Here is a 12,393-nt window from a genome sequence, read left to right as displayed (position 1 = left end):
TTCTCAGTACGAGGGTATTACGGCCTGAAGGGGAAGCGATGACCGAGACCGTCGTCGGCGCCGATTGGCAGGCGTGGCAGGACAGTTGGGACCGCCAGCAGGAGTGGTACCTGCCCGACCGCGAGGAGCGGTTCCGGGTGATGCTGGACATGGTCGAGGCCCTGGTGGGCCCCGCGCCCCGGGTACTGGATCTCGCCTGCGGCACGGGAAGTATCTCCGACCGGCTGCTCAAGCGGTTCCCCGAGGCCGAGAGTGTGGGCGTCGATCTGGATCCCGCGCTGCTGGCCATCGCGGAAGGGTACTTCGCCGGCGAGCGCCGGGTCCGCTTCGTACGGGCCGATCTCAAGGATCCGCGGTGGACGGACAAGCTGCCGCACGACTCGTACGACGCGGTGCTCACCGCCACCGCCCTCCACTGGCTGCACACCGAGGACCTCCGCGGACTGTACGGGCAGCTCGGCACCCTGGTGCGGGACGGCGGGGTCTTCATGAACGCCGACCACATGCCCGAGGAGGCCACTCCGCGGATCAACGCCGCCGAGCGGGCCTTCCGGGTCGCGCGCAGGGACGCGGCGAAGGCGGCCGGTGCCGTCGACTGGGCCGAGTGGTGGCAGCTGGCGGCCGCCGACCCGCGGCTGGCCGGGCCGACCGCCGAGCGCTTCGAGATCTACGGCGAGCACGCGGACGGCGACACCCCCTCGGCGGCCTGGCACGTGGCGGTCCTGCGCGAATCGGGATTCGGCGAGGCGCGGCCGGTCTGGGCCTCGCCCACGGACGCGCTGGTGCTGGGCCTGAAGTAGGGGGACGGCGAACCGCGGCCCCGGCGCGGCCGGAGAACGGGCCGCGGCGGGGCCTTCTCCCGAGGGAGCGGGTCCCGCCGCGGCCCGAGGACTCCGCCACGGCGACGGGCACTGCCCGCCGCGGCCGGCGGCGCCCGGCCGGCCGGCCGGGGCCGACGCGTCGGGCGCCGCGCCGTCGCGTTCCTACAGCACCTTCGACAGGAACGACTTCGTCCGCTCGTGCTGCGGGTTGCCGAGGACCTCGCGCGGGTGGCCGGATTCGACCACCACTCCGTCGTCCATGAAGACCAGCGAGTCGCCGACCTCCCGGGCGAAGCCCATCTCATGGGTCACGACGATCATCGTCATACCGTCCGCGGCCAGGTCCTTCATGACGTCCAGGACGTCACCGACCAGCTCCGGGTCCAGGGCCGAGGTCGGCTCGTCGAAGAGCATCAGCTTGGGTTCCATCGCCAGCGCGCGGGCGATGGCGACGCGCTGCTGCTGGCCGCCGGAAAGCTGCGAGGGGTAGTTCCCGGCCTTGTCGGACAGCCCGACGCGGTCCAGGAGCTTGACCGCCCGCTCCCGCGCGGCGGACTTCGACTCGCCCTTGACCTGGATCGGCGCCTCCATGATGTTCTCCACCGCGGTCATGTGCGGGAAGAGGTTGAAGCGCTGGAAGACCATGCCGATGTCGCGGCGGCGGGCGGCGACCTCCCGGTCGCGCAGCTCGTAGAGCTTGCCGTTGTGCTCGCGGTAGCCGACCAGTTCGCCGTCGACGGACAGCCGCCCGGCGTTGACCTTCTCCAGGTGGTTGATGCAGCGCAGGAACGTCGACTTGCCGGAGCCGGACGGGCCGATCAGGCAGAAGACCTCCCGCGGCGCCACCTCCAGGTCGATGCCCTTGAGGATGTGGGCCGCGCCGAAGGACTTGTGGACGCCCTCGGCCTTGACCATCGGGCCGCCGCTGGTGCCCGCGGCCTTGGTCGTCGTGAGCTTGCTGGCGGTCATGCGACCCCTCCACGGTTGAAGGCGCCGGACAGCTTTGCCTTGGCGCGCTGGAGCGGAGTGAGCGGGAGCTGGCGGCTGGAGCCGCGGGCGTAGTAGCGCTCCAGGTAGTACTGGCCGATGCTGAGCACCGTGGTGGCGATGAGGTACCAGGCGGCCGCGAGGATCAGCATCTCGACCACGACGCCGGAGTCCCGCCCGACGTTCTGCGCCGCCTGCAGCAAATCGTAGTACTGGACGGCGATGACCAGGGAGGAGGTCTTCAGCATGTTGATGACCTCGTTGCCGGTCGGCGGCACGATCACCCGCATCGCCTGCGGCACGATGATCCGGCGCAGCGTCTTGGCGTGGCTCATGCCCAGCGCGTGCGCCGCCTCGGTCTGGCCCTCGTCGACGGCGTTGAGGCCGGCCCGGCAGATCTCCGCCATGTACGCCGCCTCGTTGAGCCCGAGGCCCAGCAGCGCGCACAGGAACGGGGTCATGAAGTCCGACCACTCGTCCTTGTAGATCGGCATGATGTCGATGTACTGGAAGACGAGGCCCAGGTTGAACCAGAGGAACAGCTGGACGTAGACCGGCGTACCGCGGAAGAACCAGACGTAGAACCACGCGACGGTCGAGGTGACCGGGTTCTTGGACTGGCGCATCACGGCCAGGATCACGCCGCCCACGATGCCGATGATCATCGAGAGCACGGTGATCAGCAGGGTGTTGCGCAGGCCCTTGAGGATGTCCGCGTTGAACATGTACTGGGGGATGGCGTCCCAGTTGACGTTCCCGGCGGCGAAGGCCCGGCCGAGCAGGGCGATCAGTCCGAGGACGACGACCGCCGCCACCCACCGGCCGTAATGGCGGACCGGGATGGCTTTGATCGGCTCGGGCTGGGGCGGCGGAGCGTCCGCCGGCGGCTGGGCCGCCTTGTCGACGTCAACTGACACGGGTGTTGCCTTTCAGCATTCGGCGGGAGGTGCGCGGAGCGGAGGGGTGGGCCTGCGGCGGCTCAGGAGCCGCCATTGAGCTCCACCTTCTTGACCGCGGCATCCTTGACGTCCCACTTGTCCAGGACCTTGGCGTACGAGCCGTTCTTGATCGCGAGTTCCACCGCGGCCTTGAGCGCGTCACGCAGCTGCTCCTTGCCCTTGGGGACCGCGATGCCGTACGGGGCCGCCTTGAGCGGCGCGCCGCCGACCATCTGGAAATCCTTGCCGTGACCGGAGACCTTCACCGCGTACGCCGCGACCGGGTAGTCGCTGGAGACGGCGTCCACACCGGCGGTGCGCAGCCGGGTCTGGGCCTCGGAGTCGTTGTCGAAGGCCTCGATGGAGATCGGCTGCTCGCCGTTCTTCTCACAGGCCTTCGACTTGTCCTTGGCCAGGTCGTGCGAGACCGTGCCGCGCTGCACCGCGAGCTTCTTGCCGCACAGCGTCTCCCAGCCGTCGATGCCCTTGGTCTTGCCCTTCTGGGTGTAGAGCGAGACACCGACGTTGAGGTAGTCGATGAAGTCGACGCCCTGGCCGATCTTCTTGCCGGTGTTGCTGTCGATGCCCTCCTGGCGCTCCTTGGTGTCCGTCATCGCCGACATCGCGATGTCGTAGCGCTTGGACTTCAGGCCGCCCATGAGGGTGTCGAAGGTGGCGTTGTTGAAGTTGAGCTTGATGCCCAATGCCTTGCTCATCGCCGCCGCGAGATCCGGGTCGATGCCCTCGACCGCGCCGTTGGAGCGGAATTCCACCGGCTTGTAGGTGATGTCCGAGCCGACCTGGAGCATGGCCTTTTCCTGGACGTCCTTGGGCAGCTTCTTGAACAGCGGCGCGTTGACGTTGCGGTTCTGCTCCGCTTCGCGCTTGGCGATGGCCGCGTCCGTCTGGTCGCCGCAGGCACTGAGCAGCAGCAGCGAGGCGGCGACCGCGGCCGCCGCGGCCACGGCTGTGCGAGACCTGCCGACAGCCGAGCGACGGGTGGTGCTTGCGGTCATGCTGATCCTCCTGCGGATGGAGAAGCCGACGTGACAAAGGGCCGGGGGCACACCTTCGAGCGTCGCGACCTCGGTTGGTGACGGAATCCTGCCATCCGGACTCCGCTATGCGGACTGTCGTAATGGTCAAAATCGGATAACGGACGGAGAAGACGAGGTGGCGCCCTTGTGCCGCAAGGGGAGCCCTCGACTCCGTGGATGCCAAGGCCCAGTGGCCCGATCCCGGCGTCTCGGAATCCGGACCGTGGGGGGATGGCCCTTCTGAGTTTTTTGCGCATTTGGCGGTTATTGTCGGAACTCTGAACCCGAGGGTAAGGAATCTGACTCGTCGGGGCCCGCGCCCGTCGGGTAGAAAGGTGCGTTACACCCCTCATCCGGGGCTCAGGGCGCGTGTGCGGCGCGCCCGGCGTCCGTACCTCCCCGCGCGCGGCGGCCATCTGCCACGCACGGCGCGGACGCGGTGCCCGCCCACCCCTCAACCAGGGAGTGGCCACCCTCAGCAGATTTACGAATAAAAGGGGTAAGACAAGTGGCAGCGGAGATCGTCAATCCTCGCAGCGACAGCAATACCGGCGCGGGCGCGGGCAGTGCTCCCGACGACGCCTTCGATCCGGCTTTCGCGCTGCATCGCGGCGGCAAAATGGCCATCCAGGCGACCGTGCCGGTCCGCGACAAGGACGACCTGTCCCTCGCGTACACGCCGGGCGTCGCCAAGGTGTGCAGCGCCATCGCCGAGCAGCCGGAGCTCGTCCACGACTACACATGGAAGTCCCAGGTCGTCGCCGTCGTCACGGACGGCACCGCGGTGCTGGGCCTGGGCGACATCGGCCCGGAGGCCTCCCTCCCCGTGATGGAGGGCAAGGCCATCCTGTTCAAGCAGTTCGGCGGCGTCGACGCGGTGCCGATCGCGCTCGGCACCACCGACACCGACGAGATCATCGAGACCGTCGTCCGTATGGCCCCGTCCTTCGGCGGGGTCAATCTGGAGGACATCTCGGCGCCCCGTTGCTTCGAGATCGAGCGCCGGCTCCAGGAGCGGCTGGACATTCCGGTCTTCCACGACGACCAGCACGGCACCGCCGTGGTCACGCTGGCCGCCCTGCGCAACGCCGCCAAGCTCACGGACCGGTCGCTCGGCCAGCTGCGGGCGGTCATCTCGGGCGCCGGTGCGGCGGGCGTCGCCATCGCCAAGATCCTCATCGAGGCGGGCATCGGCGATGTCGCGGTCTGCGACCGCAAGGGCGTGGTCTCCACCGACCGCGGCGACCTCACGGACGTCAAGCGCGATGTGGCCGGCTTCACCAACAAGGGCCGGCTGACCGGTTCGCTGGAGGACGCGCTGGACGGCGCCGACGTCTTCATCGGCGTCTCCGGCGGCACGGTGCCGGAAGCAGCCGTGGCCAAGATGGCGAAGAACTCGCTGATCTTCGCGATGGCCAACCCGACGCCGGAGATCCACCCTGACATCGCGCACAAGTACGCGGCCGTGGTCGCCACCGGGCGCAGCGACTACCCGAACCAGATCAACAACGTGCTGGCCTTCCCGGGCATCTTCGCCGGTGCCATGCAGGTGCGGGCCAGCCGGATCACGGAGGGCATGAAGCTCGCCGCCGCCGAGGCCCTGGCCGCCGTCGTCGCCGACGAACTCAGCGCCGACCGGGTCATCCCCTCGCCGTTCGACGAGCGGGTCGCCCCGGCCGTCACCGCCGCCGTCGCGGCCGCCGCCCGTGCGGAGGGCGTGGCGCGCCGCTGACCGCGCCGTCGCGGATTCCCCACCCACGGGCCGGGCCCGCACCCACACGGGTGCGGGCCCGGCCCGTCCCGGTGGCACGGCGCGGCGCGTGTCACACCCCTGCGCGGTACCGCGGCGCCCCGCCGCGGCCTACGTTGGGATCATGTTTGCTGCCTATGCCGCCCGCATCGACCGTGACCAGCCGCTGAACGGCCTCGAATTGGGGGAGCGCCCGGCCCCCGACGTACGCCCCGGCTGGACGACCGTCAACGTCAAGGCCGCCTCCCTCAACCACCACGACCTGTGGTCGCTGCGCGGGGTGGGCATCACCGACGAGGCGCTGCCGATGATCCTCGGCTGCGATGCCGCCGGTGTCGACGAGGACGGCAACGAGGTCGTCCTGCACTCCGTCATCGGGCAGACCGGGCACGGCGTCGGCCCCAAGGAGAAGCCCTCCATCCTCACCGAGCGCTACCAGGGCACCTTCGCCGAGCAGGTCACCGTCCCCTCCTGGAACGTCCTGCCCAAGCCGAAGGAGCTGTCCTTCGCGGAGGCGGCCTGTCTGCCGACCGCCTGGCTGACCGCCTACCGGATGCTGTTCACCAACGCGGGCGTACGGCCCGGGGACAGCGTGCTGGTGCAGGGCGCCGGCGGCGGCGTCGCGACCGCGGCCATCGTGCTGGGTGCCGCCGCGGGGCTGCGGGTCTTCGCCACCAGCCGGGACGAGGCCAAGCGCAAGCGCGCGCTGGAGCTGGGCGCCGAGGCGGTGTTCGCGACCGGCGAGCGGCTGCCGCACCGGGTGGACGCGGTGATCGAGACCGTCGGCGCCGCGACCTGGTCGCACTCCGTCAAGTCGCTGCGCCCCCACGGCACTCTGGTCATCTCGGGTGCCACCAGCGGCTTCACCCCGAAGAGCGGGGAGCTCAACCGGATCTTCTTCCTGGAGCTGAAGATCGTCGGCTCCACGATGGGCAGCAAGGAGGAGCTGGCGTCGCTGCTCAGCTTCTGCGCGGCCAAGGGCATCCGGCCGGTCATCGACTCGACGCTGCCGCTGGACCGGGCGCGCGAGGGGTTCACGAAGATGGCCGAGGGCGAGCTGTTCGGCAAGATCGTGCTGACGGTGTGACGCCTGGTGCGAGGTCGGTTCCGCTGGGCGTGACGCCCGTTACGTGAGGAAGGTCCGAAGAGTGCGGATCCTGCGGGCGGAGGGGCGCCACGCCACGCCGTGGAGCAACGGCGGCGGGGTGACCCGGGAGGTCGCCGTCCAGCCGCCGGGTGCCGGCTGGGACACCTTCGCCTGGCGGGTCAGCCTGGCGGACGTCACCCGCGACGGGCCGTACTCGCCGCTGCCCGGCGTCCGGCGGATCCTCACCGTCGTCGACGGCGCCGGGCTGGAGCTGACCGTGGACGGCGTCCCCCGGCTCGTCCCGGAGCGCTACCGCCCGTTCGCCTTCCCCGGCGGTGCCGCCACCGGCTCCCGGCTGCTGGACGGTCCCGTGGTCAACCTCAATGTGATGCTCCGGGAGGGGCGGGCGGCGGCGACGGTGGAGATGGTGCGGGGGAGCCGGGCGGTGCGGCGGGCCGACGACGGCACGGCCGATGGCCCGGCCGGCCCCGACGAGGTCCTGGTGGTGGCGGTCGAGGGGTGCACCCGGATCGGGGCACCCGGCGTGTATGAGGCGCAGTTGGAGCGGTTCGACGCGGCACTGCTGACGGCGCCGGATGCGGCCGCCGCCGAGCTGTGGACGGAGGGGACCGCGGCGGTGATCGCCTTGTCGGCCGCCGGGGCCGACGGCCTCTAGGGGGAGACGGCCTCGGTGTTGGGCCGGCCCTGGGGGCGGTGTCCTTGGGGGTTGCTGACCTCCGTCCCGTGGCTGCGCTGGGTGATACGCCCTCCAGGCCTCGATCATCACCCTCAGACGCGCGGACCCTCCGTGGCCGGTGGACTCCCGCCGTGCCGAAGCGCCGGCCCGCTCCTCGTACAGGAGTATCCGTGCGCCGTCCCGGCTCAGGTGCAACGGGACGTCGAGCAGCCCCGGCGCCGGTGTCGGTGGTGAGGGGCGTCGGGGCTCCGTTCCGGGTGGGGAGGGCGGTGGGCGGGAGCCTGCGTCCTCAAGTGCGCTGGAAATCAAGGGAGATGGATGGCCCAGGACCCGGGTGTCAATGATGGTTGACGTCAACGGGGTGTCAACGTAAATTGACGCCTATGACCGAAGCAACGGATCTGGCCGAGCGGGCCGGCGACCGGGACCCCCGGATCGGGCTCCGCGCCGTGGCCGCGCTCCGTCGGCTGCTGGAGCAGCTCGAAGCCGTGCAGGTGCGCAGCGCCCGCGCGAAGGGCTGGTCGTGGCAGGAGATCGCGGCGGAGTTGGGTGTCAGCAGGCAGGCAGTGCACAAGAAGCACGGGAGGCGCTGATGTTCGAGAAGTTCACGGCCGAGGCGCGCGCGGTGGTGCGCGGCGCGGTGGAGCACGCGGACCGTACGGGCAGCGGCACGGTCGGCGAACCGGAGCTGCTGCTCGCGCTGCTGGACCGTACGGACTCGCCGGCCGCCGCGGTGCTCCGCGCGCTCGGTGTCCACGAGCGCCGGGAGTCGGTGGCGGACGCCCTCGCGGCGGTGCGCCGGCGCGGCGGGGTGTCCACGGCCGACGCGGCCGCGCTGGCCGGGCTCGGGATCGATGTCGATGCGGTCGTGGCACGGGTCGAGCAGGAGCACGGAGTGGGCGCGCTGGCCGTCGACGGGCGGGCCGGGCGCCGGAAGCGGCTGCGCCGTCCGTTCACCGCGGAGGCGAAGTCCGTACTGGAGCGCGCCCTGCGGATGGCGGTCGGCCGCGGCGAGCGGCACCTCGGCGACGAGCATCTGCTGATGGCGCTGGCCGCCGGGCCCGGACCGGCCGGGGCGGTGCTCGCCGACCACGGGGCGACCCACGGCGAAGTGGTGCGGGCGCTGGAGGAGTCCCGGGGCCGGCGCGCGAGTTGAGGGGGCCGGGGCGGGCCGGTCCGCAGATCCGGGGCGGGCCGGTACGCGAGGGCGCGCCCCCGGGGCCGCCCGGCCACGCGCGTCGCCACGGTCGGACGCGCTACGGGTAGCCGACCTTCACCGCCCCGATCCCCAGCGTGCTGTGCCGGGGCAGGTATCCGGCCTCGAACACCGCACCCACGACGGGGTGGAGCAGGTGCGCCAGCCGTTCCGCGCGGGAGTGGCCCAGCGCCCGCCACGGGCCGGCCGCCAGCCGGTCCGTCGTCCGCTCGATCGCGTCGCGTTCCTTGCGGGCGCGCTCGGTCGCGGTGCCGTCCGGAGCGATCCAGCCACGGGCGGCGAGGCGGTGCCGGGCGTCGCTCCACTCCTGGGCGCTCCAGCCGCGCCCGGCGAAGTCGGCGGCCGGTGCGGCGCCGATCGCGGCGAACGACACCAGGGCCTCGCACGGATCGAGTCCGCAGGTCAGCAGCGCCGCCAGATGGCCGTCGCCGCGGTGTTCGCGCAGCACCGTCGCGGCCTGCCAGAGCACCAGATGCGGGGCGTCCGGCCACGGCAGATCGCGGTTGGCGGCGGCCAGCGGGCGGGCGGCCGGGCCGGCGTTCTCGGCGGCCTGGCGGGCGAGCCGGGCCGCCTCGGCGAGCTGCGCGGCGCTCAGCCGGCCGTCGGTCAGGGCGGTCAGCGCACGGTCCATGGCCAGCAGCCGCGCGTCCAGGACCTTGGCCGGGTCCGCGACGGTCCAGATCCGCGGGAGGTACCGGGCGATCATCCGCGGGCTGAAGGTGTAGTACGTCGCGGCCACCAGCTCCGGTCCGGCGGCGCCCAGCGGAGCCGTGCGCCAGGCGAAGTAGCTGGGCCAGCGGGAGGACACGTCATGGCCGAGGTCGGCGGCGACCTGGCGGGCTTCGGGGGCGAAGTACAGCGTGGCGTGCAGCGGCTCCAGCAGGTGCCACATCCGGCGGGCGACCGAAAGGTATTCCGACATCGCTTTACCTCATGGCCTTCACGATGCGTGCGCAGACAAGGAGGGTGGGACCGTGGTCCGGAACACGGCCGTCGGTCCGCGGAACCGGGCGGCTGGGGCTCCCGGAAAGCTCCCTCGAACCCGGTGCGGGGCGAAAAGCCGTGCGAAGTAGTGACTTCCCCGATTACGCCGCGTGAATCCAGGCCGCAGATGGCAACTGTGCGTAGTCGGGGGCCGGTTGGGCGGATACCGGTTCTGGCCGCCGCGGCCGGGCGGCACCGGGCTCCCCGGCGCGCCGGACAGACGATCGGGTGAGGGCGGTCCCGTACGCAGGCGATCCGGCCGACGGCCCACGGCGGGCGATGCGCCCGGGGAGAGGGAGCGCCGTATGCCGTACGCGTACCGCGGAGGGGCCGGTGAGGGGTTCGGGGCCTTCGGGGACGTATGCGCCCGCAACTTCCTGAACGCGGTGAACTCGGTAGATGCGGTGAACGCGATGCACTCGGTCGACGCGGTGAACCCGGCGCCACAGTCGGCGTGTTCGTGGTCGGCGCAAGGTCGTCGGTGGTCGTCGACGGGGCGGGCGCGCCCCCGGGTGCGCCCGCCCTCCTGGCGTGCCGACGGGGCCGCCCGCCCTCTCGGCGTGCCGACGCGGCGGGGCGACCGGTCCGCCGGCCCCGCCCGCCGCGTCCCGGCCGCTGAGTCGTCCCGGCCGCTCAGTCGTCCCGATCCGTGACGTTGCCGTACTGCTCCGGGTGACGCAGCAGCGCGCCGATATGGGCGGCGGCCGTCGACAGCCGGCGGCGGGACTCCGTCAACTGCTCGGCCGTGACGCCGTGATCGCGCGCGGCGTCCCGCAGGTCGTCGCGGAAGCGGTCCAGCAGCCGGTCGAAGTCGCGGGCCGGATTGTCGCCCGCCGGTTCCCCGGCCCACTCCGGGGCCGGCGGGGCTGCGGCCGCCGGGCTCTCCTCGGGACCGTCCTCCGGCAGGTCGACGCGCTCGACCGTCACCCGGGTTCCGTCGTCCGTGCCGCTCCGTCCGGCCCCGTCCGCCGAGCCGCTCCGCCCGGCGCCGGACTGGGCGCCGGTGAAGCGCCCGACCTCGCGGGACACCTCGGACAGCGCCTCGCGCACCGCCCCCGACCAGTCGCCGGACCGCACCGCCCCCTGGGTCTGCTCCTGGACGCGCCGGATGACCCGCTGGACCTCCTCGCGCGCGAACACCTGGGCGTCCCTGGCCTGCTTACGGGCCCGCTGGGCCTCCTGCTTGGCGCGCCGGCTCTCCTCCTTGGCCCGCCGGGCCTGTTCCTTCCACTCCTCCTTGGCGCGGTGGAACTCCTCCTTCGCCTGCCGCCAGGACTCCTTGTCGCCGAACGCGGCGTCGAAGTAGTCGGAGGCCTCCGGGAAGGGGCGCCCGGCCGCGTGCTGCCCGGCGTCCTTCGTCCCGTCGCCCTTCCGGCCGGCCTGCCCCGGCTTCCCCGCGTCCTTGCGGGCTTGCTGGGCGGCCTCCCGGATCTCACGGCGCAGATCCCGTGCCGAACCGCTCACGTCCTCGCGGATGTCGGAGGCCAGCGCGGCGACCGACTCCCGGATCTCCAGTTCGAGATCGGCCAGCTCGCCGCCGCGGTCGGCGAGTTCGGCGCGTCCGGCGTCGGTGATCGAGTAGACCTTGCGGCCGCCCTCGGTCGCGTGCGTGACCAGGCCCTCGGCCTCCAGCTTGGCCAGCCGGGGGTAGACCGTGCCGGCGGAGGGGGCGTAGAGGCCCTGGAAGCGTTCCTCCAGGAGGCGGATGATCTCGTAGCCGTGCCGCGGGGCCTCGTCCAGCAGCTTGAGGAGGTAGAGGCGCAGGCGGCCATGGGCGAAGACGGGGGGCATGCTCAGAGCACCTTCTTCCCGGGGGGCGGGCCGGTGGGGGAGTCGTCGTGCGGGCCGGGGGCGGGGTCGCCGTGAGCGCCGGGCCGGCCGCCCTCGTCACCGAAGGGGGGGCGGCGCAGCAGGGCCAGGGCGCCGGAGACGGTGGTGACCCTGAGCGTGCCGGTACCCGCGCCCAGTGAGCCGGTGATCCGCTTCGTGCCCCACTGGCCGCTGACCCGCAGGTCGTCGAAGGCGTTGGAGACCGTACCGCTCGTGGTGCTGGCCTCGACCGTGGCGTCGGCGGGGTCCGGCAGCCGGATGGCGACCTCCCCGGAGACCGTCGTCAGGGTGATGTCGGCGCCCTTCGCGGGGTCCAGGTCGAGGACCATGTCGCCGCTGACGGACTCGGCGTGCACCGCGCCGCCCGCGCCGTCGAGGACCGTCAGATCGCCCGAGACGGAGTGGAACCGCAGCGCGCCGGTGACCGACTGCACCTCGACGTTGCCGGAGACGGTGTCGGCCCGCACCCCGCCGGTCAGCCCGACGAACGTGCTGTCACCGGAGACGCCGCGGACGTCCGTACGCCCCGAGATGCCGGAGACCACCGCGCTGGCGCCGACCACACCGACCTCGACGCGGGTGGCGGCCGGAACGGTCACCGACACCACGACGCTGCGCTTCCACGCCTTGCGGTCGAGGAAGGTCAGGAAGCCCTTCCAGGGGAGGTCCTCATAGGCGACCGAGAGGGTGCCGTGGGTGCACGAGACGGTCAGCGGCGGGCCGTGCAGCTCGCTGATCTCGACGCGGGCCGGACCGCCGTCGGTGGTGCCGACGACGTTGACGGTGCCGTTGACCACGCGCACGTTCAGGGCGTCGAAGGGTTCGGTGATCTCCAATGTGCTGGGTGAGCTCACCTGCGTCGGTTGGTGCGACCACTCGGTCCCCGCGGACATGCCTGCCTCCCCTGGATGGCTGCAACGCAACATATCGCGTTCACTTCACACACGATATATCGCGGATGGGTGAAGTCAAGTGCCGCGTTCGGGGGAGTGTGTCCCAAGTGCCCTTTCCTCTTGCGCCCTTGATCGTTCCTCGCATCCTTGACC

12 protein-coding genes are annotated in these 12,393 nt (G+C 71.9%); 6 read left to right on the top strand and 6 right to left on the bottom strand.

What is annotated here, in order from left to right; all coding sequences use genetic code 11:
- The first annotated feature begins 38 nt into the window (after positions 1 to 38).
- On the top strand, positions 39 to 800 hold the full coding sequence (locus Scani_RS04455) for a class I SAM-dependent methyltransferase (RefSeq protein WP_159470226.1): 762 nt from the start codon (positions 39 to 41) through the stop codon (positions 798 to 800).
- A 183-nt stretch (positions 801 to 983) separates the two neighbouring features.
- On the opposite strand, the gene Scani_RS04450 is transcribed toward Scani_RS04455, so the two are convergent.
- The 3 genes from Scani_RS04450 to Scani_RS04440 all read right to left on the bottom strand — a co-directional run bounded on the left by Scani_RS04450 (position 984) and on the right by Scani_RS04440 (position 3,762).
- Positions 984 to 1,736 carry an amino acid ABC transporter ATP-binding protein gene (locus Scani_RS04450; RefSeq protein ID WP_128512261.1) on the bottom strand — a complete coding sequence of 251 codons (753 nt, stop codon included), beginning with the start codon at positions 1,734 to 1,736 and terminating at the stop codon, positions 984 to 986.
- Between the two features lie 50 nt (positions 1,737 to 1,786).
- Complete coding sequence (locus Scani_RS04445; RefSeq protein WP_159470224.1) at positions 1,787 to 2,725, bottom strand: amino acid ABC transporter permease; 939 nt, start codon at positions 2,723 to 2,725, stop codon at positions 1,787 to 1,789.
- A gap of 62 nt (positions 2,726 to 2,787) precedes the next feature.
- On the bottom strand, positions 2,788 to 3,762 hold the full coding sequence (locus Scani_RS04440) for an ABC transporter substrate-binding protein (protein WP_159470222.1): 975 nt from the start codon (positions 3,760 to 3,762) through the stop codon (positions 2,788 to 2,790).
- A gap of 529 nt (positions 3,763 to 4,291) precedes the next feature.
- Between Scani_RS04440 and Scani_RS04435 the strand changes: the two genes are divergently transcribed.
- From Scani_RS04435 to Scani_RS04415, 5 genes are all read left to right on the top strand, one after another.
- Positions 4,292 to 5,515, top strand: a complete 1,224-nt coding sequence (locus Scani_RS04435; protein WP_159470220.1) for an NAD(P)-dependent malic enzyme — start codon at positions 4,292 to 4,294, stop codon at positions 5,513 to 5,515.
- A gap of 142 nt (positions 5,516 to 5,657) precedes the next feature.
- Positions 5,658 to 6,620 carry a zinc-binding dehydrogenase gene (locus tag Scani_RS04430; protein ID WP_159470218.1) on the top strand — a complete coding sequence of 321 codons (963 nt, stop codon included), beginning with the start codon at positions 5,658 to 5,660 and terminating at the stop codon, positions 6,618 to 6,620.
- A gap of 61 nt (positions 6,621 to 6,681) precedes the next feature.
- The gene (locus Scani_RS04425) at positions 6,682 to 7,296 is read left to right on the top strand and encodes a HutD/Ves family protein (protein ID WP_159470216.1); all 615 of its coding nucleotides are present in this window, start codon (positions 6,682 to 6,684) and stop codon (positions 7,294 to 7,296) included.
- A 404-nt stretch (positions 7,297 to 7,700) separates the two neighbouring features.
- Positions 7,701 to 7,910, top strand: coding sequence for a helix-turn-helix domain-containing protein (locus tag Scani_RS04420; protein ID WP_030081114.1), 210 nt, complete (start codon positions 7,701 to 7,703; stop codon positions 7,908 to 7,910).
- On the top strand, positions 7,910 to 8,473 hold the full coding sequence (locus tag Scani_RS04415; RefSeq protein ID WP_159470214.1) for a Clp protease N-terminal domain-containing protein: 564 nt from the start codon (positions 7,910 to 7,912) through the stop codon (positions 8,471 to 8,473). Before Scani_RS04420 ends, Scani_RS04415 begins: the two co-directional genes overlap by 1 nt.
- Positions 8,474 to 8,573: 100 nt before the next feature.
- Here Scani_RS04415 and Scani_RS04410 read toward each other — a convergent pair whose 3' ends face one another.
- The 3 genes from Scani_RS04410 to Scani_RS04400 all read right to left on the bottom strand — a co-directional run bounded on the left by Scani_RS04410 (position 8,574) and on the right by Scani_RS04400 (position 12,240).
- Positions 8,574 to 9,455, bottom strand: a complete 882-nt coding sequence (locus Scani_RS04410) for an SCO6745 family protein (RefSeq protein WP_159470212.1) — start codon at positions 9,453 to 9,455, stop codon at positions 8,574 to 8,576.
- Between the two features lie 695 nt (positions 9,456 to 10,150).
- The gene (locus Scani_RS04405; protein ID WP_159470210.1) at positions 10,151 to 11,308 is read right to left on the bottom strand and encodes a PadR family transcriptional regulator; all 1,158 of its coding nucleotides are present in this window, start codon (positions 11,306 to 11,308) and stop codon (positions 10,151 to 10,153) included.
- Positions 11,309 to 11,310: 2 nt separating this feature from the next.
- Entirely contained in the window at positions 11,311 to 12,240 is a 930-nt protein-coding gene (locus tag Scani_RS04400) for a DUF4097 family beta strand repeat-containing protein (protein WP_159470208.1), read from the bottom strand.
- Between the last annotated feature and the right edge of the window lie 153 nt (positions 12,241 to 12,393).

The sequence above is a fragment of the Streptomyces caniferus genome (assembly GCF_009811555.1).
Lineage (GTDB): Bacteria > Actinomycetota > Actinomycetes > Streptomycetales > Streptomycetaceae > Streptomyces > Streptomyces caniferus.
This window is presented reverse-complemented; position numbering and strand designations above follow the sequence as displayed.

What these genes read in the sequence shown, in the direction of transcription:
- Scani_RS04455 (WP_159470226.1), top strand. Translation starts at nt 39, where the DNA reads ATGACCGAGACCGTCGTCGGCGCCGATTGGCAGGCGTGGCAGGACAGT.
- Scani_RS04450 (WP_128512261.1), bottom strand. Translation starts at nt 1,736, where the DNA reads ATGGTCAAGGCCGAGGGCGTCCACAAGTCCTTCGGCGCGGCCCACATC.
- Scani_RS04440 (WP_159470222.1), bottom strand. Translation starts at nt 3,762, where the DNA reads ATGACCGCAAGCACCACCCGTCGCTCGGCTGTCGGCAGGTCTCGCACA.
- Scani_RS04430 (WP_159470218.1), top strand. Translation starts at nt 5,658, where the DNA reads ATGTTTGCTGCCTATGCCGCCCGCATCGACCGTGACCAGCCGCTGAAC.
- Scani_RS04420 (WP_030081114.1), top strand. Translation starts at nt 7,701, where the DNA reads ATGACCGAAGCAACGGATCTGGCCGAGCGGGCCGGCGACCGGGACCCC.
- Scani_RS04415 (WP_159470214.1), top strand. Translation starts at nt 7,910, where the DNA reads ATGTTCGAGAAGTTCACGGCCGAGGCGCGCGCGGTGGTGCGCGGCGCG.
- Scani_RS04410 (WP_159470212.1), bottom strand. Translation starts at nt 9,455, where the DNA reads ATGTCGGAATACCTTTCGGTCGCCCGCCGGATGTGGCACCTGCTGGAG.
- Scani_RS04405 (WP_159470210.1), bottom strand. Translation starts at nt 11,308, where the DNA reads ATGCCCCCCGTCTTCGCCCATGGCCGCCTGCGCCTCTACCTCCTCAAG.
- Scani_RS04400 (WP_159470208.1), bottom strand. Translation starts at nt 12,240, where the DNA reads ATGTCCGCGGGGACCGAGTGGTCGCACCAACCGACGCAGGTGAGCTCA.